22 protein-coding genes are annotated in these 24,438 nt (G+C 68.7%); 10 read left to right on the top strand and 12 right to left on the bottom strand.

Going from position 1 to position 24,438, the window contains the following annotated elements; all coding sequences use genetic code 11:
- Position 1: 1 nt before the first annotated feature.
- The 11 genes from AC3IYJ_RS40570 to AC3IYJ_RS40520 form a co-directional block, all read right to left on the bottom strand.
- Complete coding sequence (locus AC3IYJ_RS40570; RefSeq protein WP_489403233.1) at positions 2–439, bottom strand: DUF6916 family protein; 438 nt, start codon at positions 437–439, stop codon at positions 2–4.
- 2 nt (positions 440–441) lie between these two features.
- Positions 442–660 carry a hypothetical protein gene (locus AC3IYJ_RS40565; protein ID WP_489403232.1) on the bottom strand — a complete coding sequence of 73 codons (219 nt, stop codon included), beginning with the start codon at positions 658–660 and terminating at the stop codon, positions 442–444.
- Between the two features lie 1,199 nt (positions 661–1,859).
- Positions 1,860–2,492, bottom strand: a complete 633-nt coding sequence (locus tag AC3IYJ_RS40560) for a non-canonical purine NTP pyrophosphatase (protein ID WP_489403231.1) — start codon at positions 2,490–2,492, stop codon at positions 1,860–1,862.
- Positions 2,493–2,532: 40 nt separating this feature from the next.
- Positions 2,533–3,126, bottom strand: coding sequence for an LOG family protein (locus tag AC3IYJ_RS40555; RefSeq protein WP_489403230.1), 594 nt, complete (start codon positions 3,124–3,126; stop codon positions 2,533–2,535).
- A complete protein-coding gene (locus tag AC3IYJ_RS40550) occupies positions 3,117–4,307 on the bottom strand; it encodes a nucleotide disphospho-sugar-binding domain-containing protein (protein ID WP_489403229.1) in 1,191 nt (396 codons plus the stop codon). Before AC3IYJ_RS40550 ends, AC3IYJ_RS40555 begins: the two co-directional genes overlap by 10 nt.
- A complete protein-coding gene (locus tag AC3IYJ_RS40545; protein WP_489403228.1) occupies positions 4,304–5,335 on the bottom strand; it encodes a Kae1-like domain-containing protein in 1,032 nt (343 codons plus the stop codon). Before AC3IYJ_RS40545 ends, AC3IYJ_RS40550 begins: the two co-directional genes overlap by 4 nt.
- Positions 5,332–6,312 (bottom strand): L-threonylcarbamoyladenylate synthase, encoded by a 981-nt coding sequence (locus tag AC3IYJ_RS40540; RefSeq protein WP_489403227.1) that lies wholly within the window; start codon positions 6,310–6,312, stop codon positions 5,332–5,334. The genes AC3IYJ_RS40545 and AC3IYJ_RS40540 overlap by 4 nt, the downstream gene beginning before the upstream one ends.
- A 225-nt stretch (positions 6,313–6,537) precedes the next feature.
- Positions 6,538–7,092: an RICIN domain-containing protein gene (locus AC3IYJ_RS40535; RefSeq protein ID WP_489403226.1), complete on the bottom strand. Its 555-nt coding sequence runs from the start codon at positions 7,090–7,092 to the stop codon at positions 6,538–6,540.
- Positions 7,093–7,400: 308 nt separating this feature from the next.
- Positions 7,401–8,126, bottom strand: a complete 726-nt coding sequence (locus AC3IYJ_RS40530) for a hypothetical protein (protein WP_489403225.1) — start codon at positions 8,124–8,126, stop codon at positions 7,401–7,403.
- A 393-nt stretch (positions 8,127–8,519) separates the two neighbouring features.
- Positions 8,520–8,888 carry a fic family toxin-antitoxin system, toxin component gene (locus tag AC3IYJ_RS40525; protein WP_489403352.1) on the bottom strand — a complete coding sequence of 123 codons (369 nt, stop codon included), beginning with the start codon at positions 8,886–8,888 and terminating at the stop codon, positions 8,520–8,522.
- 2 nt (positions 8,889–8,890) lie between these two features.
- Positions 8,891–9,154: a hypothetical protein gene (locus AC3IYJ_RS40520; protein ID WP_489403224.1), complete on the bottom strand. Its 264-nt coding sequence runs from the start codon at positions 9,152–9,154 to the stop codon at positions 8,891–8,893.
- Between the two features lie 741 nt (positions 9,155–9,895).
- On the opposite strand from AC3IYJ_RS40520, the gene AC3IYJ_RS40515 reads away from it, so the two are divergent.
- The 10 genes from AC3IYJ_RS40515 (at position 9,896) to AC3IYJ_RS40470 (ending at position 23,148) form a co-directional block, all read left to right on the top strand.
- A complete protein-coding gene (locus AC3IYJ_RS40515; RefSeq protein ID WP_489403223.1) occupies positions 9,896–10,825 on the top strand; it encodes a 3-oxoacyl-ACP synthase III family protein in 930 nt (309 codons plus the stop codon).
- Position 10,826: 1 nt separating this feature from the next.
- Positions 10,827–11,774, top strand: a complete 948-nt coding sequence (locus AC3IYJ_RS40510) for a hypothetical protein (RefSeq protein WP_489403222.1) — start codon at positions 10,827–10,829, stop codon at positions 11,772–11,774.
- Positions 11,774–13,735, top strand: a complete 1,962-nt coding sequence (locus AC3IYJ_RS40505) for a fatty acid CoA ligase family protein (RefSeq protein WP_489403221.1) — start codon at positions 11,774–11,776, stop codon at positions 13,733–13,735. The genes AC3IYJ_RS40510 and AC3IYJ_RS40505 overlap by 1 nt, the downstream gene beginning before the upstream one ends.
- Complete coding sequence (locus tag AC3IYJ_RS40500) at positions 13,732–14,766, top strand: NAD-dependent epimerase/dehydratase family protein (protein ID WP_489403220.1); 1,035 nt, start codon at positions 13,732–13,734, stop codon at positions 14,764–14,766. The genes AC3IYJ_RS40505 and AC3IYJ_RS40500 overlap by 4 nt, the downstream gene beginning before the upstream one ends.
- A gap of 2 nt (positions 14,767–14,768) precedes the next feature.
- The gene (locus tag AC3IYJ_RS40495; protein WP_489403219.1) at positions 14,769–17,909 is read left to right on the top strand and encodes a non-ribosomal peptide synthetase; all 3,141 of its coding nucleotides are present in this window, start codon (positions 14,769–14,771) and stop codon (positions 17,907–17,909) included.
- A complete protein-coding gene (locus AC3IYJ_RS40490) occupies positions 17,906–18,601 on the top strand; it encodes a formyltransferase family protein (protein WP_489403218.1) in 696 nt (231 codons plus the stop codon). The genes AC3IYJ_RS40495 and AC3IYJ_RS40490 overlap by 4 nt, the downstream gene beginning before the upstream one ends.
- Positions 18,602–18,763: 162 nt before the next feature.
- Positions 18,764–20,278, top strand: a complete 1,515-nt coding sequence (locus AC3IYJ_RS40485; protein WP_489403217.1) for a hypothetical protein — start codon at positions 18,764–18,766, stop codon at positions 20,276–20,278.
- A 429-nt stretch (positions 20,279–20,707) separates the two neighbouring features.
- On the top strand, positions 20,708–21,061 hold the full coding sequence (locus AC3IYJ_RS40480) for a hypothetical protein (RefSeq protein WP_489403216.1): 354 nt from the start codon (positions 20,708–20,710) through the stop codon (positions 21,059–21,061).
- A gap of 430 nt (positions 21,062–21,491) precedes the next feature.
- Positions 21,492–22,331 carry a tyrosinase MelC2 gene (gene melC2 / locus AC3IYJ_RS40475; RefSeq protein ID WP_489403215.1) on the top strand — a complete coding sequence of 280 codons (840 nt, stop codon included), beginning with the start codon at positions 21,492–21,494 and terminating at the stop codon, positions 22,329–22,331.
- Between the two features lie 148 nt (positions 22,332–22,479).
- Positions 22,480–23,148 (top strand): DUF4360 domain-containing protein, encoded by a 669-nt coding sequence (locus AC3IYJ_RS40470; protein WP_489403214.1) that lies wholly within the window; start codon positions 22,480–22,482, stop codon positions 23,146–23,148.
- Between the two features lie 91 nt (positions 23,149–23,239).
- Here AC3IYJ_RS40470 and AC3IYJ_RS40465 read toward each other — a convergent pair whose 3' ends face one another.
- On the bottom strand, positions 23,240–24,436 hold the full coding sequence (locus tag AC3IYJ_RS40465) for a hypothetical protein (protein ID WP_489403213.1): 1,197 nt from the start codon (positions 24,434–24,436) through the stop codon (positions 23,240–23,242).
- Positions 24,437–24,438 lie beyond the last annotated feature (2 nt).

The following is a 24,438-nucleotide window of genomic DNA, read 5'->3' as shown; positions in this document are numbered from 1 at the left end:
CTTACCGCCCTTCCGCTGCCGTGTCCGGCAACCATGTGTTGACCACGGCCAGGTAGTCCAGCCCGGGGCGAGCGGGACTGAGGAAGATCGCCGGGGAGCCAAGAGCAGGCTCGTCGAGTGTGTGGATGCCCTCGTCCAGTGCTGGGCCCGAGTGCCCCGTGAAGCGAATGGTGAACACATCTCCGTAGCCCGGGTCGGTGTTGTTGCGGGTGACGGCCGAGCGGTCCAGCACCTCGGCCACCTTGATCACCGCGCCGGGCCGGCTCGCGACTCGTACGGTCGAGCCGACGCGCTCCTGCCAGGCGGCGAGGGAGAAGACCGGTCCGTGGCCGCCGCCGGCGCCGGCGACGGCGGTGGCGCTGGCGCCGGCGGGCATGAGGAACGCGGAGGCGAACGCGGTCCCGTACAGGAGCGTTGTCCGTCTGGTCAGGACCTCCATTCTCAGGCCCCCTTCAGGTCCGTGGACCAGCGGACGTCGTTCAGTTGGCCCGCGGCGTGCTGGATCCGGACGGCAACTACGTCGCCCGCGGCGAAAGCGATAGGAGTGACCGCGGTCGCCGTGCACATGCCCGTGGCGTCGGTGGTGCAACCGAGTCCGGTCGACGTGCCGTTGCGGAGCACAGTGGCGGTGACGCCCTGGACCGAGCCGGCCACCTTCACGCGGAGGGTACTGATGCTGCCGGGGACCGGTAGGGGCGTGCCGACGGCGTCGGCCGAGGAGCCGAGGCCGTGCCGGCCGGAGGCGCCGACGAACCCGTCGGTCTCGTCGGTGTCGACGAACTCAACAGACCCGGTGAGCGCACCGGACCCGCTCGCGGGGCCGGTGGGACCGACAGGCCCGGTGGGACCCTGCGCCCCCGTGGCCCCCGAAGCCCCGGAAGCCCCGGTCGCCCTGGTCGCCCCGATCGGACCCTGCGCACCCGTCTACCCGGTCGCCCCAGTTGCCCCAGTTGCCCCCGTTGCCCCCGTTGCCCCGGTCGAACCTTGCGCACCCGTCGGCCCGGCAGGACCCGTCAAACCCGTCGACCCGGTCGCCCCGGTTGAACCCTGCGCACCCGTCGCCCCAGCAGGACCCGTCGAACCTGCGGGTCCGGTAGGACCAGTCGGTCCCGTCACAATCGGAGGCGGCGGGCATGTGGCGACGGCACCAGACGTTTGAATGTACTTGGCAGCCATCCAACCTGCCGGCTTGGGAGACTTGGGCGCGACCTGGTACCAGATATTATTTCCGGCAACCATTTGACCGGTCACCTTGCACTGAATTCCGACCATCTGCCCGAACCCGTACGCGCCAACCTTGGCCGAAGCAGTCGTTGGACCCTTGCGAATGTGCTGGCCGATTTTCGCCAAGACCTTGCCGCTCACCAACGGAGCCGCATCCTGCTTCGTCTGCGCCAGCGCCGGGTGCAGCTCGGCGGCAGCCGCTACCCCGCCCACCCCCATCGAACCGAATAACTGGCAAGTCAGGTTTAAGCTCACCGCCCCTAAGACTGCCATTGACATACCATGCCGCTTCGTAAACCCGCGCACCGGACCACCAATTCCTTCCGAGAGCCATACGAGAAAAAGGGACAGTCAGATAGAACAGCCCGAACCCGAGAACAGGCGCACGACACGGACCGGCTAGGCCAAAAGAGGTCCTGCCACGTCGAGTCTTGATGAGCTTCAGACGCTCTTACCCGAGGGCAGTCAATACTCCGCACATCATTTCGGCGGCAAGGCCGAGACTTTCCGGCAGATATCGCCGATGCACCGACGCCTGCGCATGTTGGCGCCGTCGTGATCTGCGGTCGCGGAATGACGTCCCGGAGAATCGCTGTGCGCTCAACAAGGTCCAGTCACTTCGGCGGAGGCCCCGGTCACGAAGGCTCGTGCCTGTCTGCGGTTACCCCGGGCCGACTGAGAGCGTGGGCGACGATGCGGCGCAGTCCGGCCTCCTCCAGCTGCCGTTCGGTGGGCGTCATCTCGGTGAAGGTCTTGCCGAAGGGGGCGATGACGAGGATGTCTTCGAGGAGCGCCCCTGCCCGGTGCGGTCTGTGGGCGTGCTCCTTGTCGAGGTGTCCGTAGGTGTGGTGCACGGCGGACCAGGAGCTGCCGTCGGGCCGTGCGAGAGCGATCGCCGTGTCCAGGCGGCAGCGGGTGTGGGCCAGTGGAGCGATGGCAGCGGCCAGTACCGCGCGGCGCTCGGCCTCGCCGGCCTCTTCGGCCACCCGCCCGCCCCAGGTCTTCATCGCGGCGCCGGGTGCGCCGTCCAACTCATCGATGTACAGGCCGAGATCGTCGGCGAAGCACGCCCGGCCAGTGGCATCGGACCAGGTCTTCGCCTTGAGTCGGGCGTTGACGAGGGTGGAGGTGGACGGCTCGGGAATGATGAGGTGCAGGCCGAGGTCACGGGGGAACAGCACCTCGGTTCCCATCGGCAGGAGGCGACGCCAGCGTCGTTCCTTGTCGGGGTTGGTGGTGCCCACGAGGACAGTGGTGGTCTGCGCCATCGCCCCTCCTGACAGGTCAACAGGCCAACAGGCCAACGGGTCATCCGACGGGATCGGCTTCCGGAGGCGGCGGAGGCTGAGGGCCGGGTTCCGGCGCGGCGTTCTCGACGAGCGTGTCGATCAGCCGGCCGATGTCGGCCGAAACCGTCACGAGGTCGCCCGCCTCCGGCGGTAGGAAGCCGGCTGTGTGTACGCGGGTGAGGAAGGCGGCGAGGTGATCGTAGAAGCCGTCGACGTTGAGCAGGCCGCAGGGTTTGTGCTGCAAGCCGAGCTTGTTCCAGGTCAACATCTCGAACAGTTCGTCCATGGTGCCGACGCCACCCGGCAGGACCAGGAAGGCGTCGCTGAGCTGAGCCATCACCCGCTTTCGCTCGGACAGGTCATCCACGTAATGCAGCTGGGACACCTGGGCATGAACGATTTCTCGGTCGCCGAGCCAGCGCGGTATCACTCCGACGACGTCTCCGCCGGCGGCCAGGGCGCTGTCGGCGAGCACTCCCATGAGGCCGATGCGTGCGCCGCCGAACACGATGCCTATCCGGCGGCGGACGAGTTCCAGGGACAGATCGCGTGCCGCTGTGGCGAACTGGGGGTGGTTCCCGGCCGACCCGCCGCAGAACAGACCTATCCGCACGGTCGGCTCCGGGCAGGCTGCGGATGGGCGACGAGGTCTTCCAGCATGGCCGCGATCCGGCCCGGATGAGGTTGTGCGGCCATCTCGTGCCGGACCGCTGCGGCGCCCCGTCCGTATCCGGTGTCGCCGATGAGCTCGGCAACCGTCCCGCGTGCTGTCTCGGGGGTGAGCTCGGAGGGCCGAAGGGCGAGGCCTGCGCCGGATCGGACGACGGCGTCGGCGATGTCGAACTGGTCGGCCATTCTGGGGACCACCAGTTGGGGAATCCCCATGCTGAACGCGGTCTGGGTCGTACCGGCACCGCCGTGGTGCACCACCAGAGCGGATCCCTCCATGGCCATGTTCAAGGCCAGCCACGGACCGGTGACGGTGTCGGCGATGCGGACGCCGGACGGGAGGACCATGATGTCGGCGAGGGCTTCCGCGGCCTCGTGCGGGAGCACTACGACGACTTGTTCAACGAGGTCGTGCAGGGCGGTGATGAGCCCGGGAAGTACTTCCAGGCCGCCCGTCTTGGGCAGGATGGAGCCGAGCGTCAGGCATGCCTTCGACGTGGGCGCGGGGCCGAGCAGCCACGTCGGAAGGGTCTCGGGCCCGTTGTAAGGCACGTACCGCATCGACTGCCCGGGGTTCGCGAGCAGACTCGCCGGCCATGTCTGCAACCGGACGGCCGCCGGTGCGGCGTCGGGCCGATAGCCCCACTCGCCGTACAGATCGGCGAGTTCGTCGTGTGCGGCGGCCACCGCCGCCTCTGCGATCGGAAGGCCGGGAGACAGACTCACCGCCGGCACCCCGAGCGCGTGTGCGATCAGCGGGCCGGAGAAGTCCAGCGTCGGATGGACCACCAGGTCGGGGGCCCATGTCTGCCGGCAGAATGTGATGATCGGCTCGGCCAGGTGCAGGGCGAACCGGCTGACCAGCCGCAGCGCCTGCACATGCATGCCGACCGGATCGGACGCCCAGGCGTCGAGCAGGTTCCCGTCGCCACCGCCCATGATGTCCCGGGTGCGCACCACACCGCCCACCGGCACCGCCGGCAGACCGCTCTGCGCGACGGCGGCGACAAAGTTCTCCGGAACGGCGACCCGCACCTGGTGCCCGGCCCCGCGCAGCGCCCATCCCAGCGGGACCATCGGGTAGAAATGGCCGTACTGGGGGCAGGAGGTCATCAGAATCCTCATGACGGGCCCCCCGTTACGGTGTCATTCGCCCGCAGCATCCCTGCGAAGGCGATCATCCGTGCGTTGTCCACACAAACCTCCTGCGGGGGGATGCATATCCATCGCCCGTCACGAGCCGCCCGGTCGCGGGCCAGCGCTCGCAGCCGGCTGTTCGCCGCGACTCCACCGCCCAGGCACACCCCGTGAGCCGCCCATTGGGCAGTGGCCGCGAAGGTCTTGTCGACCAGGACGGTCATCACCTGTTCCTGGACGGCGGCGGCGAGTTCGTGGGGGTCGGCGCCAGGCTCGTCCTGTGCGTGCGCCACTTCCTCGTACAGGGCGTGGAAGTCGAAGTCGTATCCGTTGGCGGAATTCGCACGTGCGGTGATCTCGAACCCGTCTGAAGGCGGCGGGGCCGTCGCTTGCTGGGACACCATGTCGATCGCGATCGCGCCATCGGGCTGTCCCGGCGCCACCAGGCCCAGAAGTTCCGCACACCGGTCGAGCACGGCGCCGGGTGCCCGGCCGTGGCCGAAGCGGTTGCGCGGTGCGGCGTCGTGGCTGCCGAGCAGCTCGTAGTCGCCCATGCCACGAACCAACGAGAGGCGGCAATGACCGCCCGCGACGGTGAGACCGATGTACGGGAACCGCAGGTCGGGGTGGTACAGCAGGGCGATCAGCAGGTGAGCCTCATGATGATCGACTTCGACCAGTGTGGCCCCGTGGCGCAGGGCCGTCTCCTCCACGATGGGGCGGGCGAGCTCCACGTTGCGGTTGTGCTTCCCGGACACCACTGAAAGGCAGCAGAGCTCAAGTGGAATGTTGTCGGGTGCGACTGCCAGTGCCTCGGTCATGATCCGCGGCAGGGTCCGGGCGTGGAAGGCGGCCAACTCGTCCGACCATCCAGGGGTGTCCTGAACGACGCCTGAGGTGGGACGGAACACCTGATTCGTTTCGTAGAGCACTCGCCGGTCGGGTGTCAGCAGACTCACGCAGCAGTTGTTGAAGGTGACTTCGACCCCGAGCACCAGCCCCTGGACCCCCGTCATGCCGCAGCCCGGGCGAGACGGTCACGGACCGCCATCCAGTCCTCGCCCTCGGGCGGGGCCAGGACCGCGATCGTATTGACACCGCCTTCATCGAGACGGTGCAGTGCGGCATACAGGTCCGCCCCGAATCCTTGAGGATCGGCCGGCAGCAGCTCCACCTGCGCAACCCGTCCAGCCAAGTCGGCATCCGACGGACGGTAGGTGAGGATGCCCACCGGTGCATGCAGCTGCCCCAGCGCCGCCTCGTCGAAGTCCGCCAGCAGCACGGTTCGGGCCCGCGGTGCGTAGTGCCGCTTCCCCATACCCGGCGATCGGACCGCCCCCGGATGCGGAACCTCCCCACCGGGCATCTCCACGAAGCCCACCACGCTACGGACGTCTGCCAGCGCTAGAGCACCCGGACGAAGCAGCCGAGGTGTGCGACCGGTGACATCCACCACGGTCGATTCGAGACCCAGCCGGCATGGTCCACCGTCCAGGACCAGCGGAACCTCCGGCAGACTCCGCACCACGTGCTCGGCACTGGTGGGAGACACGCCCTCGGAACGGTTCGCGCTGGGGGCCGCCAACGGCAGGTCACACGCTTCCAGCAGCGCCAGTGCCACCGGATGCGCCGGCACCCGGATCGCCACCGTGGACGCCCCCGCACTGACGTATGCCGGAACGTGCCGCGCACGCTCCACCACCAGCGTCAAGGGGCCGGGCCAGAACCGCCGCGCCAGGTCGTCCGCGATATCAGGCCACACCTCTGCGAGGGACCGTGCCATTTCGGCATCCCTGGCATGCACGATCAGCGGATTCCAGACCGGACGCCCCTTCAACCGGTACACCGCCGAGATCGCCGCTTCCGAGAGGGCGTTCGCACCCAGGCCGTAGACGGTCTCAGTAGGAAAGGCACACACCTTTTCGTCTTGCAGCAGGGCGGTTGCCGAGCGCAGCCCTGCGGCATCTGGAATCACTATCTGGCTTGTTTGCAATGTAAGATTCTCCAATCGCTCTTCGCTCGGAGTCCCTTACCCATCTACACACAAGCCATACTTTCAGCCAGAATTTGTCAATTCACGTGATTCATGAGGCAGTTGTGGTCTCAGTGGATGCAGCATGACGCCCACTACGACCCCACCCCATGACTTCGCCCCCTCCTGCACATCAAGGAGGGGGCGAAGCGCTGTCCGACGTCGGCCTGAGCCGGCGCGGACGGTTCAGGAGAGGGGGATCATGTTCCAGGTCAGTTCGCGCTGGTGGCCATGACGCCATCCGCGGGTGTGCACCGCGTCGGTGCGCGGACCGTCATCGCTGGGGGACTTGGCGTCCACGTTCTGTCCGCTGTCCAGTCCGGACTGCAGGGCCCGGCCGCCCCAGTCCTCCCCTCCACCCCAGTTCCACTGCTGGTCGCTGCGCCCGGGGGAATAGGCGGCCATGACGACGGCTCCTTCGTTGCCGCCGGTGTAGGTCATCACTTGACCCGTGGCCGGGTTGAACAGCGATCCGAAGTAGAGCCACTGGCAGTAGGGGTTGTTGGTGTCGACCGTCTGCAGCCAGACGGACCGATCGGTCGGACTGGCGCAGAGGATCTTGCCCGGGAACGCGGCGCTCGCGATCAGGACCGAGCCCGGGATCACGGCCGCCTTTGCGTCCGGCGCCGCGAAGGCGGGCGCCGGTGCGGCCGCGGTCAGGGCGGCGGTCAGGCCGATCGCCGCGAGGGCGGTGACCAGGGTGCGCCGCGAAAAAAGGGAAGTGAGCCACTGTCGTGCCATTCGGTCTCCCTGGTGTGCGCGGACCCGGCGCCCGGAAGGGGCGGCAGGGTGGAGCTCCTTCCCGATACGGAAGGAGGAACGATTCTGCGCCCCCGTCTTCGGCTCGTGACCTTGGCATGTGTCGCACCGCACGGACAAGGCGGCATGTCGGCGAAGACCGAAAAGCGATCCACCACCGGGGCTGCCACGACCCGTCTCCTGCGCCTGCCGAAGCCAACGCCAAGGGCCCTGCCGGGCTTCGCGGCCCGGCAAGGCCCTTGGCGTTGATTCGACGCCTCTCCGGGAATCGGAGTGGAGGTCGTGGAGGATCAGCGCTGGACAGTGAAGGTGACCGTGGCGGGGGTGGAGGTGTTCGGCCCGAAGGAAGCGGTGACGGTCACCGTGTGGACACCGACGGACCAGTCACCGGCCTTCGCGTCACGGACGAAGTTCCAAGCCCCCGTCACCGGGTCGACCTTCACATTGTCCGCAACAACCTTCCCACCCTCCATCGCCTTCAACGTCGTACCCGCAGGAACCACACCAGGCACAGAACCCTCGAAGTACGGAGTCAGACCCGTGGTCCCCTGGTTCCGCGGCGAGTCAATGACCGGCTGACGGATACCGGCAACGGTGAAAGTGACACTGACGGGAGCCGAGACATGCTGCCCGAAGGAAGCGGTGACGGTCACCGTGTGGACACCGACAGACCAGTCACCGGCCTTCGCGTCACGGACGAAGTTCCAAGCCCCCGTCACCGGGTCGACCTTCACATTGTCCGCAACAACCTTCCCACCCTCCATCGCCTTCAACGTCGTACCCGCAGGAACCACACCAGGCACAGAACCCTCGAAGTACGGAGTCAGACCCGTGGTCCCCTGGTTCCGCGGCGAGTCAATGACCGGCTGACGGATACCGGCGTGGTCCTGGGGCGCGCCCAGCGCTGCGATGTGGCCGGATTCTCCGATCGTCACCGCGTGGGCGGAGATCGGCAGGCCTAAGGACACCGCGGCGGCCGCGGTGAGCGTGGTCAGAGCAGTGGTTATTCGACGCATGCGCATGTTCCTTAAATGATCAGAAAAATGACATGCCGCTCTCGCCCATCCATATACACATGAAGGAGCAGACAGCGGCACTTACCGCCTGCACCCTAACGGACGCTCCGAGCACCGCTTAAAGGAGGACGACTTCGCAGAAACAGGCGCACAAGGCGAGGGATTCGCATGGCGGACAGTCAGCACCCGTACGCATTGCCGCAGTTCTTTGACCGCCATCGGATTTCGACATCCCGGCGGGGATCGTGATCATGATTTCCACACGATCCGGCAGCTTGCCCGAGTTATCCGACTGTTTGTACCCGAAGGTTGATTGACCCGACCGTCTCCTCCGTTCTGCTTCACGGAGGAACGGAATGCCGGAAAGTCGGACCGAAGGCGCGGCGGTCGGCCTCAGGCCCAGGTGCGCAGCAGCTCGGCGATGCGGGCGGCGCTGGTGCGGGGGTCGTACAGTTCGCGGGCCAGGGCGGCGAGTTGCTCCCGGGTAGGGTCGGCATGGATGCCGCTGGCGGTCAGATACATCACTGCCGTGGCGCAGGCGACGGTGAGGTTGGAGCGCTCCAGCCAGCGGCAGCGGCCGAGGGTGTGGACGAGGGCGGCGGCCCGTGCGTAGGGGCCGCCGTAAACGGGCTGGTCCAGGAGTTCGGCCTGGTGGCGGGCGACCGCGGCGATGGGGACGCCGAGATCGTCCGGGGTGGGGTCCCGATGGCCGGCGCGTTCGGCCACTTCGAGGATCCAGGACAGATCGACGTGCAGGGACATGCTCACGCAGCGGCGCCCTGCTGGTGCGAAGGAAGCGCGTGCCGCCCGTCCAGGTCGTCCTCGAGGTCCCGGAGGAAGTCTCCGTGCGTGTCGATGACCTTCTGGGCGGCGGCCATGGCCGCCGCGCGGACACCTGTCGTGTCTTCGGCGATGAGGCGTTGCACGTACTGGTTGAAGTCGAGACCGCGGGCCGCCGCGGCCTCCTTCCCGGCGGCGAGGAGGTCCGGCTCGAGCCGCAACTGCGTCTGCTTCTTCATACTGGCCATACCGGCAAGGTAGCAGGGTGGTAGCACCCTGACCAGGGGCCTGTCGGGCCACGGCCAGGGGCCCGACGGGCCCCGCGGCCGTGCACGGCAGATCCGACCCGACCCTGGCCACGGGGCCGGGCAATTGATGGGGCGAAATTCGGACAGAGATGTCGCTCCGACGATGTCTCATCCCCACCATCCGTGACCGCTTTCTTGCCACAGCGAACTCCTGGTAAGGCTGGTTGAACAATGTCGACCCGTGGCGTTCGAGGCGCCAAAAGTCGTGATCCATTGGGTATTCAGATTCTTCGCAGCCCCGCCGGAGTCGTATACACATCGACCCCCTGGTGTCAGATCCAGCCGCTGGTTTTCGCCATGCCGCAGGTCGACTATCCGTCGACGATGGGCGGCCGTCGGACAGAGGAACTCAAGGTGGCAGGCCTGGCGGCGGTAGGGTGCGTCATCGCAGAGCACCAGTGTCGAGGTTCCATGAAGCGGGATCGGGTCCGGAAAGTGGTGTATCCAGGCTTTATTGAAAGCATCGCCGCTTCGAAGAACACGCCATGAACAGATCCCAGCCGACGCTCTTTTCATTTTTCACTGCGCCGGCCTGCTGCGAGAAATCATCAGGAGAGGTTCGTGTACAACAGTCGCTTAGAGTCTATCGGGGCGTATCTTCCCCCGGCGGTCATGACTACTCCGGAACTCCTCGGACGCATGGAGAAAGCGCCGGAATTCGACCTCTTCAAAATTACCGGTATGGCCGAGCGCCGTGTCGCGGACGACACGGCCGACGTCCCCGAGGACTGCCTCAGCATGGCGGTGTCGGCGGCCCGGGAGTGCTTGGACCGTTCACGCCACGCGCCCGACGAGATCGACGTCGTCATCTCCTGCTCCATCAGCCGCACGACGGACGGTCGGCGCCACCAATTCGAGCCGTCGCTCGCCCATCGGATCGCGCAGGAGCTCGGCGCGGTCGGGGCCGTTGCCTTCGACGTCTCCAATGCCTGCGCGGGCATGATGACGGGCGTCTACCTGCTCGACCGGATGATCCGGTCGGGTGAGGCGCGTACGGGTCTGGTGGTCAGCGGGGAGCACATCACCCCTATCGCTTTCACCGCCGCACGTGAGATGGAGGACAGCCGCGACCCGCAGTTCGCGTCCCTGTCCGTCGGGGACTCGGCCGTCGCCGTGGTCGTCGACCGTTCCACCGACGATGCGGACGTCATCCACGACATCGAGATGATGACCTGCTCGGAGTACTCCCACCTGTGCCTGGGCATGCCCAGTGACAAGACCGGTGACCTGGCCATGTACACGAACAACAAAGAGATGCACGCCGAGGACCGTCTGGCACTGTGGCCGACCTTCCACCGCGACACGCTGGCCGCCGACGGTCGCCGGTTCGCCGACGAGGGATACGACTTCGTCGTCCAGCACCAGGTCGGCAGCCGCTTCATCGACTTCATGAACAGCGTGGGCGAGCAGGTCTTCGAGGCATCGATGCCCGCCTCGCTCTCGGTCGTCGAGAAGTACGCCAACACCGCGACCACTTCCCACTACCTGGTGCTGCACCAGGCGCTCGCGGAACGCCGAATACCCAAGGGGTCCAAGATCCTCCTGGTGCCCGCCGCCTCGGGTGTGGTGACCGGTTTCCTGTCCGCGACCGTCTCCTCCCTGGAGGCGTGACATGGCGACCGTCATCACCTCCACCGCCCTCAGCCCCACCGACGACACCGGCAGCTCGATCGGGTACGCGGCCTCGGCGGGCAGCGCCTGTCTGCGGCAGGCCGGGCTCACGCCCGCCGACGTCGACGTTCTGATCAACGTCGGCGTGTACCGCGACTCCAACATCTCCGAGCCGTCCGTGGCCGCGCTCATCCAGAAGCGCATCGGCATCAACCTCGACTACCTGCACGCCGCCGACCGGCGTGCCGCGTTCTCGTTCGACCTGATGAACGGTGCCTGCGGAGTTCTCAACGCCGTTCAGGCCGCCGGTGCGCTGCTGGCGGCCGGCAGCGCCCGCCGGGTCCTGGTGGTCTCCGCCGACACCCACCCCTCGATGGATCCGGCCAGGGCCGGCACGGCCGAGTTCCCGTACGCGAGCACCGGTGCGGCCATGCTGCTGGAACGCGTCGACGGTGCCCGCGGCTTCGGCCGGACGCACCACCGTTCGCTGCCGGGCGCGCTCGGCGTCAACGGATACATTCCGCTGGCCGAGTCCGGCTCCGAAGGCCGCAACACCATCGCCGTCGACCGCGACGCCGACGTGCTGGAGCGCATGCTCGATCTCGCCGTCGACTCGGTGCACGGCGCGCTGGCGGCCGAGTACGGCGCGGACGCCGTCGCGACGCCGACCGCCCTCGACCGTACGCTGCTGATCACCTCCCAGCCGTCCCCCGACTTCGCGTCCCGCCTGGCCAAGCGGCTGGACCTGGCTTCCGACGGCGCGGTCGCCGTCGAAGGCCTCAGGGGCGACCCGCACAGCTCGGCGCTCACCTACGGCTTCCGGCAGGCACAGGACGCGGGCAGGCTCGCGGGCCACGACCGGATCCTCTTCCTCGCCGTCGGAGCGGGCCTGAGCTCTGCGGCCTCGTTCTACCGCCTGGCCGACGACGCCGAGGAGGCCGCGTCCTGATGCCCGGCGAGACGCGCGGACTGCGCCAGGACGCTTCCTTTGCCGAGCTGCTGGCCTGGCATGCCGACCGCACGCCCGACCGGGCAGCCGTCATTCATCCGGCCGCCGGACAGGCTTCCCGCGGGCCCGGCTACACCTCGGTCGGCTACGCCGAGTTCGCCGCCCACGTCAGCTCGTGCGCCGGTGCCCTCAAGGCGCACGGCATCGGCCGTGGCACCCGTACGGCCCTGCTCGTGACCCCCGGCGTCGACCTGCTCACCCTGGTCTTCGCCCTCATGCACGTCGGCGCGGTTCCGGTGGTGGTCGATCCCGGTATGGGGCTGGGCCGCATGCTGGACTGCATCCACCGGGTGGGGGTCCAGGCCTTCATCGGCATGCCTGCCGCGCACGTCCTGCGGCGCCTGCGCCCGCGTGCCTTCGCCGGGGTGCAGAGTGTGATCAAGGTGGGCCGTGGGACCGGCGACGGGCTGGGGGAGCTGACCGCGCTCGGTGCGTCCTTGCCGCCACTGCCGCCGCTGCGGTCCGCACCGCAGGACCTCGCACTGATCGGATACACGACGGGCAGTACGGGCCCCGCCAAGCCGGTGGAGATCACCGTCGGCATGCTGCAGGGAATGGCGCACGGCGTCGAGGCCTGCCATTTCACCGCCGACATGACCAGCACTCTGGTGACGATGCCACTGATGGGTGTGTTCGATCTCGTGGCCGGCCGCACGGTGGTGGTGCCGAGGATGAACATGGGCCGGGTCGGCGCCGCGGATCCCGCGCTGCTGACCGATGCGATCCAACGCTTCGGTGTGGATGCCATGTTCGCCTCACCCGCGCTGCTGGGCCCGCTCTCGGACCACCTGGAGGCGTCCGGGGCGCGGGTGCCCTCGCTGCGCCTGGTCGTGTCCGGCGGTGCTCCGGTGAGCCCCGGACTGATGGGCGCGCTGCGCGCCGTACTGCCCCGCGAGGCGCGCGTGTTCAGCACCTACGGGTCGACCGAGGCGCTGCCGATGGCGGTCGTCGAGAGCCGGGAGGCACTGGCCGGCCCGGCCGACGGACCGGCTGAGGGTCTGGGTGTCTGTGTGGGGCGGCCCGCACCCGGCATCTCGGTCCAGGTCATCGAGGTCAGCGACGGTCCGGTACCCCTGTGGACCCAGGGCCTGCCGGTGGCGGACGGGGATGTCGGCGAGATCGTGGTCAGCGGCCGGGCGGTCAGTGCGGGCTATTTCGAGTCGCCCCGGGCGGACGCCGAGCACAAGATCCAGGAAGGCGGGCGTCGTTGGCACCGTACCGGTGACGTCGGATGGATCGACGGCGCGGGGCGCATCTGGTTCTGCGGACGCAAGAGCCACCGCGTGCGGACAGCCGTCGGCGACCTGCACACGGTGCGCTGCGAGGGTGTCTTCAACGCACACCCGCAGGTGAGGCGCACCGCACTGGTGGGCTTCGGACCGCACCGTGGGCAGCGGCCGGTGCTGTGCGTGGAGCTCGCCCCCGGTACCGCGCGGGAGCAATGGCCCCGGATCGAGGGCGAGCTGCGCGCGCTGGGTGCGAACAATCCGGTGACCAAGGTGATCGACGACTTCCTGCCGCACCCCGCGTTCCCCGTCGACATCCGCCACAACGCCAAGATCCGTCGCGAGCTGCTGGCCGGCTGGGCGGCGGACCGCCTCACCGGAAGCCGCCGTCCGACCACCGCCGACCTGGCCCTGCGCGCCGTACCGCTGCTGGGGTGGGCCTACCTGGCGGCCTGGCCGGTGCTGCCTTGGGATCATGTGGCGCTGACCTGCCTGTGGTGGACCGACGCCTTCTTGAGCATCGTCGTCCACGCGGTCCAGATTCCGGCCGCGCTGCGCGCGGAGCAGGAACGGGCCACCGGGCGCAGGCCGTGGGCGACGGCCGCGCTCACGATGCTGTTCGGCGCGACGTGGTGGCGCCGGCGCAGGACCGGGGCCAAGGGGGTTGCCGCGTGAAGGTACTGGTGACGGGCGCGTCCGGGTTCCTGGGGAGCCACATCGTCGACGCCTGCGTACGCGCCGGGGACGAGGTGCGCGTCCTCGTGCGCGAACAGAGCGACCTGAGCCATCTGCGCACGGTTCCCGGCATCGAGTTCGCGGTCGGAGACCTGCGCGACGCCGCCTCCGTACGCAGGGCGGTGGACGGCATCGACGTCGTGCACCACAGTGCGGCCCGGGTCACCGACAGAGGTACCCGCGCCCAGTTCTGGGACGAGAACTTCGGCGGCACCCTGCGTCTGCTGACGGCGGCCCGGCTGGCCGGGGCACGGCGCTTCGTGTTCATCAGCAGCCCCAGCGCGCTGATGGCCGTACGCGGTGGGGACCGGCTCGGCATCGACGAGAGCGAGCCCTTCCCGGCGCGCCACCTCAACCTCTACTCCGCCACCAAGGCCGCCGCCGAGCGCCTGGTGCTGGCCTCGGACCGGGACGGCTTCACCACCGTCGCGCTGCGTCCGCGCGCGGTCTGGGGCCCGCGCGACCACTTCGGCTTCATGCCCCGGCTGATCGCGAAGATGATGACGGGGCGCCTGCCCGACCTCTCCGGAGGCAGGCGGGTGTACGCCTCCCTGTGCTACTGCGAGAACGCCGCCGATGCCTGTGTGCGGGCGGCACGCGCCGATGGTGTGGGCGGCAAGGCGTACTTCATCGCCGACCGGGAGCCGGTGGAGATCTGGAGCATGCTCGCCCTGCTGGCCCAGCGGTTCGGCGGCCGGCCGCCGACCGGGGAGGTCTCCCCCGGCCTGCTTCGCGCGCTCGCCTTCGCCTCGGACATGGTGTGGAAGCTGCCGCCGCTGGCGAAGCGCTCCTCGCCGCCCCTGTCCCGGTACACGCTCGCTCTACTGACCCGTTCGGCCACGTACGACACGTCGGCGGCGCAGCGGGATCTGGTCCCGCCCAGGGTGGACCACGAGACGGGGATGGCCAGGCTGGAGGGCTGGATCGACAGCATCGGCGGCGTCAGCGAGTTCATCAGAAAGGTGCAGTGATCATGACCGTGCAGCATGCCGCCACGGGCGCCCGATCCGGAAGGGCTCCGGGCGGCCGGGCGGCCGGCCCGGCGTCGGGGCCCTTCCGACGACCTGTCTCGGCGACGGAGTGGTCCTATCTCGCGGCTGCCCGGCTGGGTGAGCTGCTGGTGCTCCAGCTGGTTGTCGAGGGCACGGGGCAGATCGACGCCCTGGCCCTGAGCCGGGCGGTGGCCGAGGCCTCGGCGTCCTGCCCGGGCTCGCGTCTGGTGCGCCGGGGCAGGATGTGGGTCGACAGCGGGCGTCCGCCCCGGGTCGTGGTCACCGAGGGAAGGGGCCTGGACCGTACGACCCTCACGGGTCTGCCGGAACTCACCGGACCGCTGGCCGAGTCGCAGGGCCGCCCGGGGTGTGAGGTCCTGCTGCTCACCGGCGAACCGGGCACCGTGGTCTTCCGGGCCTCGCACGCGGTGATGGACATGAAGGGCGCGTCGATGTGGGCCGCGGACGTGTTCCGCGCCCTGCGCGGTGAGCCGCCGGTCGGCGCCGCCGACGTGCTGGCCGACTACGCGTTGCTGGACTCGCTCGGCAGGACCGGGCAGCGGCCCCGCCTCGGCCTCGACCAGCGTTCGCCACTGGCCGGCCGGCCGGGGAGCGACGCCGGTTGGGGGCGGCGTACGGTGCCGGGCCGGCATGCGGCGCTGGCCGCGAAGGTGGCGGCCGCGGTGGCCGGAGCCGTACCGGGCGCCGCATCCCGGATCATGGTCCCGGTGGATCTGCGGCGCCATGCGCCCGGCGTGGCGTCCACGGCCAACCTGGCCCTGCCGGTGTTCCTCGACATCCCGGCCGGACAGGGCGCGGACGTAGTGCACCGGCGGCTGCTCAACGCGCTGGCCGCCCGCAAGGAACTTGCGTCCGGGCCGGAAGCGGCCCTGGGCCGACTGCCGCTTCCCGCGGCAGCGGCGTTGGTGGCCACTTCGCGGGCCGCGGCCTTCGCACGGCACCGGTATCTGGCGTCGGCCATCGTGTCGAACGTCGGCCGCCTGGCGCCGGCGGACTTCAGCGCCGGGGAGTTCACCGCGACGACCGTGTACGCCCTGCCGGTGCATGCTCCTCTGGTGCCGGTCAGCATCGCGATGCTGGAACTGCCCGAGCACGTCGAACTGGTGGTCTCCACCCGCGGGGCGGCAGACGGCGGCGCGCGCCGCGAGGCGCTCCTGGACCGCATCGAGGCCGCACTCGGCGGTGCGGCCTCACCGTACGCACCGCCCGTGGCACGGGCGGCGGAGCCCGGCGCGGCCGAACTGCTGCTCGCGCCCGGCCCCGAGGGCCTGCCGTCGCTGGAGCGCACGGTCGTGGACCTGTTCCGGGAGCAGGTCGCCCGCCGTCCGGACGCACCCGCCGTGCTCGGTGACGACCTGGAGTGGTCGTACGCGGATCTGGACCGCCGCTCGGATGCCATCGCGGCCGAACTGCTCACCCGCGGGGTCAGGTCGGGAGAGGTCGTCGGTGTCCTCGCGGACCGTTCGGCACTCGGTCTGGCCGGAGTCTGGGGCGTCCTCAAAGCGGGTGCGGCCTTCCTGCCGATCGACGTACGCAATCCCGCGCGCCGGGTCGAGGAGCTGCTGCACGACGCGCAGGCCCGCTTCTGCCTCGCGGAGACGGTCTCGGCGGTCAAGGCGGGGCAGGACAACTGCACGACGATCCTCCTCGAGGAGACGGCGGGCGGCGCCGCGGCGATCGGCCGGGAACACCGGGCGGCTCTGACCGCCGCCGCTCCCGGCCCGGACGATCTGGCGTACGTCATCTACACCTCGGGTTCCACCGGCAGGCCCAAGGGGGTGCAGGTCGAGCACCGCAGCCTGGTCAACGTCGTCGGATGGCTGTCCCCCTTCATGCGGTGCGACGAGGAGACCCGGGCCGCGTACTCCTTCTCGCCCGGCTTCGACCTCTCCCTGATGCAGATCTTCCCGCCGCTGTTGCACGGCGGCGCCGTCGTACCGGTGCCGGGCGAGCTGGACCACGTCAAGCTGCGCGAGATGTTCTCCGGACGGCGGGCCAACACCCTCGGGATGACGCCCACCCACCTCGACCTCGCCGCACGCCTCGGCATCCGTCCCACCGGCATCCGGGCCCTCCAGGTCGGCGGTGAGAACCTGACGGCGGCCGCCGGCCGCCAGGCGCGCGCCTCCTTCGGGCCCGACTGTCTCTTCGTCAACGTCTACGGTCCCACCGAGGCGACGGTGGCCTGTACCGTCGCCGTGATCGGCGACGACGGCGAACGCGGATCCGCGCCGATCGGAATGCCGGTGCACCGCACGTCCGTGGCCGTACTGGACACGCACACCCACACGCACGAAGTCCCGGACGGCGAGCTGGGCGAACTCCACGTCACCGGCGTCCAGCTGGCGCGCGGCTACCTCGGCCGCCCCGACCTGACCGCCGAGCGGTTCGTCTACCTCCCCGACGGCAGGAGGGCCTACCGGACGGGCGATCTCGTGCTGCGCCTGCCCGACGGGCAGTTGGAGTACGCGGGCCGGATCGACGCACAGGTGAAGATCCGCGGCCACCGGGTCGAGCCCGGTGAGGTGGAGGCGGCCCTGGCCGCTCTGCCCGGCATCGCCCAAGCCGCGGTGGTCGCCCGTCGCAGGCCCGACACCGGCGCGCAGGCGCTGTGTGCCTTCGTGGTGCCTGCCGAGGACGGGGCTGCCTTCGACGCGGCGGCCCTACGGGCGGATCTGGAGCAATCGCTGCCGTCCCACCTGGTGCCTTCCGTGATGCGCACGCTCCCCGGGCTGCCGGAGACGGCCAGCGGCAAGACGGATCGCAACGCGTTGCCGAACCCGTTCGACGACTCGGCGGCGCCACCATCGCGGAGCACGGCCGCCCCGGACCTGCCCGCCGGGGGACAGGTGGCAACGGTGACGGCCGGGATCTGGGCCCGTGTCCTGAACTGCGAGACCACGGACCTCAATTCCTCGTCCGACTTCCACGCGCTGGGCGGCGACTCGCTCGCCGTCCTGGAGATGCTGTCCGCACTCGGCGACGAGCTGCTGGGGCAGGACGCGGAGCAGCAGTTCCTGGCCCGGCTGGGGTCCTTGAGCGAGAGGCTGACGCTCGGCCGGGTCGTCGACACCGTCGAGGCGCTGCGGTGCGCCTCATGATCTTCGTCGGAGAGGGCGCACTGCTCTGGCGGGCCGTGCAGCGCACCCTCGACAGCGATCTGGCGGTGGACATGGTGTGCAGCTCCTCCCCCGCTGCCGCGCTCCACGCCCGGCCGGAGGTTCCCGTCCGGGTGGTGGCGGACGTCAATGTCCTCACCGCCGAGCTGGCCGCCGCCAGCACGGACGGTGTCGTCTGGTCGGTCAACAACCGGATGATCTTCCGGACGCCGCTGCTGTCGGCGGGCCTGCGCATCCTCAACATCCACCACGGCCCGCTGCCCGCGTACCGGGGACTGCCCGAGGTGGCCCTGGTGTACGCGATGCTGCGCGGCGAGCGGGAGTTCGCCGCGACGCTCCACCAGGTCGACGAGGGCATCGACACCGGACGCGTTCTGGCCGCCGAGCGCTATCCGATCGGCCCGGACGAGCCGTACCACGTCGTACTGCGCCGCGGACTCCAGACCTGCCACCGGCTGTTCGAGCGCACGCTCCCCCTCGTGGCGGCCGACCCCGCGTGGGCCGGTGGACCCCTCCGGCCCGACAGCACGCACAGCACCGACAGCGGTGGTTACTACGGCCGCAAGGCGTTGGCCCGCCTGCCCCAGTACCGCAACCACCCCGACTTCGCCCGAGCCACCGACCTGGGCTTCCTGGCCGGCTACCTCCCGGAACTCGCCGCCGCCCTGCGTTGACCCCGGCGGCCCTGGTTCTGCCCACACGCGCCCGTCGGGATCGCGAACCGGCAACTTAACCCATTTGGCGTCAGGGGGACCGGGCCGGAGTGGACCTACAAGCCAAGCAGAAGGCAGACAAGCAAGGACAAACTTCCCGCCATCAACAGAAGGAAGCTCGTGATGACCGAGTCAGATCACTCCGGACCGTCGATCCACCCCAATGAGGAAATGGCGAGGACTCCGATCGATGCCTCCTCGTCCGGATTGGCCACATCCATTTCCACTGGCTATCCCTTGTACTCTCTGGAGCTGTCGGACAGGGACTTCTTCTATGGAGGAACGCAAGGGTACGGTGTCTCCCGCTTCCCCAAGGACGGGTCACAGCGGACCTCACTGGGCGCTAACCCCACATACATTTGGTCAATGGTTCGGGATGGCGGTGGAGACACGGGCCGCATTCCGGTTCTCTACATGGCTGATTACCAGACCGACAAGGTCTGGCGCCTTCCGCTGGACCAGGAAACCAATACTGAAGCGCGCTCCATCGCCACCTTGCACAACGCCACCTGTGTGTCAGTGACCACTGACGGTCTGAACGCGGCGGTGACGAACAGGGACGGGCAGCTGTTCTGGATGGATCTGGAGACGGGATATCCGGGCAGCGCACCGGTTGTCACGGGGCTGGGAACCTCGATGAGCGTCGCCCTGGACAACGTGCACCGCCCGAACGCCTACGTCGTCGATCAGGCCGCCGGAGTGCTGTGGAAGGTCTCGACGGAGACGGGCGAAAAGGTCGTGTTCGCCAAGGGTATGACCAGCCCCTACCACGTGTTCTTGCGACACAATTCAGGCGCCGAGAACGCTTACACCTACGCCTACGTCATCTGCGGCAACGGTGATTTGTGGCGAATCCCGGTGGAGGGCCAGACGGTGGCCGGCGCCGCGGTTGGGGGCATGACGGTGTCGCGCGACCGCGATCTGGCCGTCTACAACCTCGGCAATGCCACCGACGTCAAGATCGACAAGGAGGGTGTCGCCTACATCACGAACAGCGGCGGCCAGATCTGGACGGTCAAGGAAGTCGACAACCCCACCCAGGACGGCGGCGCAGCTCCGGTGATCACCGCTCCTGTAAATGGGCACGAGACCGGCCCCACGCCGTACTTCACCGGTACCGCGAAGGTCCCGGCCGGCGGCGGCTACACCATCCACGCCCGCGAGGCGGACACCGTCATCGCGGACGGGGTGCCCATCAGTGCGGACGGGAAATGGGACTTCGTCCGCCGCGCCGAGGCCGGCCCCTGGGTGCCGGGCAACCACCCCGTGACGGTGTCCATCCGCAAGGACGGCAAGGATGTCGCGGCCGCCACCGTGACCTTCGCCACCCGCGGCCTCGCCGTCCCCGGCCCCAACTTCCTCACCCCCAAGGGATACGCGACCACGGGCGCCACGCCCTGGTTCACCGGCAACGTGCCCGTATCGCTCGCGACGGGCACCACGGTCCACGCCGTTGACGAGACGGGCGCCGTCCTCGCGCTCGATGGCGCCGTCGACGCGAAGGGAGAGTGGGGCTTCAGCCGCCCGGGTTCGCTCGGACCCTGGACCGAGGGCTGGCACAGCATCGAGGTATGCGTCCGCCGGGGCGGTGCCCCCATCACCGGAACGAACAGCCTCACCTTCAAGGTCAAGCACTAGCAAGCCGTGGTCACGGCTTGAAGGCAGGACTTCCGTACGGCTCGCCGTTTTCGATGGCATGCCCACCGTGCGGGGGCCCTGCACTGCGGACCGCTCGGCACCTGGATGTCGCCCGGCCTGCCCGAGGGGTTGGAGGACAAGATGCCCGGCACACGAAGTGTTCTCGAGGAGTGCCTCCGAGCCGTGCCCGTCGATCGGGATGTCTCACGGCTGGACTTCGGCACCCCCACTGCCACGCCCCGGCTCAGCACTGGAACGACAGTCAGCCTGACAGTCGTCCCAGGGAACACCACGCCCCTGCATTCCCTGGGAATCTCACCTGCCGGAGCTTTGCTGAGCATTTTCTTTGTGATTGCCATCATCCCAGCCATCCTATTGTCCGCCATGACTCCCAGTGGCGGAAATCCCGCCACACGTGAGGATTGAGCGATGCTTTCCATTATTTCAGCCATTTCGGGCGCACTGGTTGCCGTGATCGGACTATACGTGCTACAGGGATTCCAAGACGACACCGAATCCGGCATTGACGCCATCGGCGGCTGGATATGCAGCTGCTGGATCCTGCTCACTGGATTCCTGGTGGTGATCGACTGGGCCGATGGAGAATCCACAAATCAGAGATCCCTGCCGATAGGTCTGTACATTGCCGATACGATTGGCACGGTTTTCGTTCTACTTTTCCCGTCGCTTTCACTGAAATGGAATCCACGCAACGTGGCAGTCATCGCCACATTCGGCCTTGTTTCCGGGTACGCGTCGTACCTTGCATGGATGTTCCGATAACAAACATCGCGTCGTTCCGGCCACCGCGCCTGTCGAGCGGGTCGAGCGGGCGGGTGAGCGGCTGCAGGAGGGACAGCTGCACGTCGCTCTCGGGGGCCGCGCCACCCGCTCCCTCAGTCTTGAATATGACAGGGGCATATTTTCGGACAACTTTCCCGCGTGAAGGGGGCGCAGCAGAACCATCCACCCCTGGAGATTCTTCGCCAACCAGGCGGATCGGCCGAAAAGTTTGCACACTCCGGACGGAATCGGGGCATCAGGGCGGAAGATCGCGCATTGCGCACCCAGTCTGGACCCTGTCCAGTTTGTTCGATTATGAGTCAACCACCCGAGGTGGAATTCCGGCTCCCCGGGCACGGCCTGTAGGCATGGTGACCAGCGGTTACCCGCACTTTCCCCGTTCACCATTCCTGATCCGGAGCGCCATCACATGCCCGTACGCCAGAACCAGGCCCGGCTCACCTCCGGCGAGAAGCGGCGGTTCGTCGACGCCGTCCTCGCCCTGAAGCGCAACGGAACGTACGACACCTTCGTCGCCACCCATGACTCCTTCATCATGAGCGATACGGATGCCGGTGAGCGGGTGGGCCACCGCTCGCCGTCCTTCCTGCCTTGGCATCGCAAGTTCCTCATGGAGTTCGAACAGGCCCTCCAGTCCGTGGACCCCTCCGTCACACTCCCCTACTGGGACTGGACGGCCGACAACACCGCCGCCTCCTCCCTCTGGGCACCGGACTTCCTCGGCGGCACGGGCCGCGAGAGGGACAGACAGGTGATGGATGGCCCCTTCGCCGCTTCCACCGGCTCCTGGACCATCAACGTCGGCGTCGACGACCGGAAGTACCTGCGGCGCAACCTCGGCGACCTCGGCGTGTCGCTGCCGGCCCGCGAGGAAGTCGACTCGGCCCTGGCCATTCCCGTCTATGACACCCAGCCGTGGAACAGCGCCTCCAAGGACGGCTTCCGCAACCGTCTCGAGGGGTGGCGCGGTTTCCGTGGTCTCGGCCTGCACAACCGGATCCACGTCTGGGTCGGTGGCAACATGGCCACCGGCGCCTCCCCGAACGACCCGGTGTTCTGGCTGCACCACGCCTTCATCGACAAACTCTGGTCGCAGTGGCAGCAGCTCAATCCCGACTCCCCCTACCTCCCGGCCGTTCCCACACCGAACGTTGTGAGCCTGCACGACACCATGCGCCCCTGGAACAACGTCACCCCGGCCGACATGCTCGACCACACCCGGCACTACGCCTACGACGCCCCCGCCTAGGCGACGGAACCGGGCGCCGCGTCGAGTGCGAGTCGCCGGTTCCGCTTTCCTGGCCGATTCGCTCCTGTACACCGTTACCCCCCGCTTGCTGTCATGGGCACTACAACTCTGCCGAGAAGGCGACTCGTGGCATGACCGGAGGCGCATCGTGTTCAACACCCTGGCCATCAGCAGTGCGGCGGCCGTGCTCATGGCCTCACCCCTCACCCCAGCAGCGGGGCCGGCCGGGGACGTTCCGCCCCCGGGGAGGATCACGATCGACATCGTGAGCATCATCGGCTCGGGCTGTCTGCCCGGCAGCGCGGTCATCTCGGTCTCTCCGGACAAGACCGCGTTCACCGTCACCTACAGCAACTACATGGCGAAGGCGGGCGGCGGAGCCGGCCCCACCGACTTCCGCAAGAACTGCCAGATCGGCCTGAACGTCCATGTGCCGCAAGGTGTCACCTACGCAGTCGCTTCGGCCGACTACCGCGGCTTCGCGTCCATCGGGAGGGGCACGACAGCCCTGCAGCAGGCCAGCTACTACTTCCAGGGCATGCAGCAGACGGCTCGCGCGAGCCACCCATTCGCCGGGCCCTTCGAGGACAACTGGCAGGCCAGTGACTCCACCGATGTCGCGGCGCTCGTCTACGCCCCTTGCGGTGAGCAGCGCTACCTGAACATCAACACCGAGCTCCGGGTGAACCGGCCACCGCACTCCGCGGACGCCGGCAGCTTCATCACGATGGACTCCACCGACGGCAACATCAACACCGTGTACCACTTCGCCTGGAAGCAGTGCCCGGCAACTCCCCGGACCGCCAAACTCCCCTGACCCCGGCGACCCCGACGGGCTGCCACTGCTTCCCCGGGGCAGCGGATTCGAAGGCCGTCGGGTCAGGGGAACGCCCCGCCCCACCCGTCAACTACCTCACAGCACCCGTCCCGTGCCTGCTGCGCCAGTCGTAGATGTGGGACGCAACGGCCACTCGGGCGGCGTACTCCGGTGACTCACAGATCTCGACGTACCGGAGGACGTCCGCCTGATGTGCCTTCATCTGGGCGAGGAGGGCCGCGCCGCGCTCGTACGCGCCGTCGATTCCGGCGGCCGGCCGTGGCACGCAGCAGGCCAGACTCAGGATGAACGCCCCCCGTCGGTGCTTGCGCAGCCCGGCCAGAACGGCTTCGTGTCCCGCGATCCTGACATCGTGCGCCGCCCGCATCCGATGGAACACCTCTCCGCCGCCCGCGATGATCGCCCGCATCGTCTCGCGCGCAAGGGGCTCGCGGTCGATCCTGGCGAGGAAGACCTCCAGGCGCTCGGTGGCGTAACGGCCGCGGGCGGCGGCGATCTCCTCCCTGAGGAACTCCGCCGTCTTCGCCAGATCAACGGAGTTCGCCCCCTGGAGGGCGGTCGCGTCCTCGCCGGCCACCCAGTGCAGGAGCGAATAGAGCCTGGCGAGTTCGCGGGAGTTCTCCCGGATCATGTCGAGCCGCGCGGTGTCGGACCGTTCCAGTGCGGCGAGGTCCGCGGCCATGGCCCTCAGCCGGCTGCGGCGCTCCTTGGCGTGCGAGCCGACCGTTGCCTGAACCTGGAGCCCGAACGAGTTCTTGTCCTCCTCCAGCTGGAGCCTTCGCCGCCTGGTCTCCAGGATCCTCTCGCCGAGGCCGAGTACATGGGCATTGGGGTCGCCGGCGGCGATCCGGTGCAGCAGTTCACTCTGCTCGACGACGGCCAGCTTCCTCCGGGCCGTGTCGTCCGGCCTCGTACGCAGGTCCGCCATCAGCTCATGGTGGCCGGGGAGGGAAAGGCCCCAGAGACCGGCCCGGAATCCGCGCAGGTCGGCTTGGCGCTGCGCCTCGCTCTGAACAGCGGCGGCGACGCCACCAGGGGCCGGTGCGGGGGCCGCGGGGCCGCGGCCCCATTCGTCGAGGGCCGCCCTGAGACTCTGGAGCGCCGGGTCCGGTGACGCTCCGCCGAGGAAGGCGGTGGCCGCTCCGGCAGAGGCAGTTCCCTGGACGAGCAGTGCTGCCGAGTGCCCAGCAGTGACCTCGGCACGCCGCTGCGGAACACCGGCGCGGGCGGACACGGTCTTCTTCGGTGGGGTCTCGAACTCAGGCATGG

It is taken from the genome of Streptomyces sp. GL_140 (genome assembly GCF_057834465.1).
Note: the sequence above shows the minus strand (reverse complement) of the source record. Positions and strands in the feature narration are given on the sequence as shown.

What these genes read in the sequence shown, in the direction of transcription:
- AC3IYJ_RS40570 (WP_489403233.1), bottom strand. Translation starts at nt 439, where the DNA reads ATGGAGGTCCTGACCAGACGGACAACGCTCCTGTACGGGACCGCGTTC.
- AC3IYJ_RS40560 (WP_489403231.1), bottom strand. Translation starts at nt 2,492, where the DNA reads ATGGCGCAGACCACCACTGTCCTCGTGGGCACCACCAACCCCGACAAG.
- AC3IYJ_RS40550 (WP_489403229.1), bottom strand. Translation starts at nt 4,307, where the DNA reads ATGAGGATTCTGATGACCTCCTGCCCCCAGTACGGCCATTTCTACCCG.
- AC3IYJ_RS40545 (WP_489403228.1), bottom strand. Translation starts at nt 5,335, where the DNA reads ATGACGGGGGTCCAGGGGCTGGTGCTCGGGGTCGAAGTCACCTTCAAC.
- AC3IYJ_RS40535 (WP_489403226.1), bottom strand. Translation starts at nt 7,092, where the DNA reads ATGGCACGACAGTGGCTCACTTCCCTTTTTTCGCGGCGCACCCTGGTC.
- AC3IYJ_RS40530 (WP_489403225.1), bottom strand. Translation starts at nt 8,126, where the DNA reads ATGCGTCGAATAACCACTGCTCTGACCACGCTCACCGCGGCCGCCGCG.
- AC3IYJ_RS40525 (WP_489403352.1), bottom strand. Translation starts at nt 8,888, where the DNA reads ATGTCCCTGCACGTCGATCTGTCCTGGATCCTCGAAGTGGCCGAACGC.
- AC3IYJ_RS40520 (WP_489403224.1), bottom strand. Translation starts at nt 9,154, where the DNA reads ATGGCCAGTATGAAGAAGCAGACGCAGTTGCGGCTCGAGCCGGACCTC.
- AC3IYJ_RS40515 (WP_489403223.1), top strand. Translation starts at nt 9,896, where the DNA reads ATGGCCGAGCGCCGTGTCGCGGACGACACGGCCGACGTCCCCGAGGAC.
- AC3IYJ_RS40510 (WP_489403222.1), top strand. Translation starts at nt 10,827, where the DNA reads ATGGCGACCGTCATCACCTCCACCGCCCTCAGCCCCACCGACGACACC.
- AC3IYJ_RS40505 (WP_489403221.1), top strand. Translation starts at nt 11,774, where the DNA reads ATGCCCGGCGAGACGCGCGGACTGCGCCAGGACGCTTCCTTTGCCGAG.
- AC3IYJ_RS40495 (WP_489403219.1), top strand. Translation starts at nt 14,769, where the DNA reads ATGACCGTGCAGCATGCCGCCACGGGCGCCCGATCCGGAAGGGCTCCG.
- AC3IYJ_RS40490 (WP_489403218.1), top strand. Translation starts at nt 17,906, where the DNA reads ATGATCTTCGTCGGAGAGGGCGCACTGCTCTGGCGGGCCGTGCAGCGC.
- AC3IYJ_RS40485 (WP_489403217.1), top strand. Translation starts at nt 18,764, where the DNA reads ATGACCGAGTCAGATCACTCCGGACCGTCGATCCACCCCAATGAGGAA.
- AC3IYJ_RS40480 (WP_489403216.1), top strand. Translation starts at nt 20,708, where the DNA reads ATGCTTTCCATTATTTCAGCCATTTCGGGCGCACTGGTTGCCGTGATC.
- melC2 (WP_489403215.1), top strand. Translation starts at nt 21,492, where the DNA reads ATGCCCGTACGCCAGAACCAGGCCCGGCTCACCTCCGGCGAGAAGCGG.
- AC3IYJ_RS40465 (WP_489403213.1), bottom strand. Translation starts at nt 24,436, where the DNA reads ATGCCTGAGTTCGAGACCCCACCGAAGAAGACCGTGTCCGCCCGCGCC.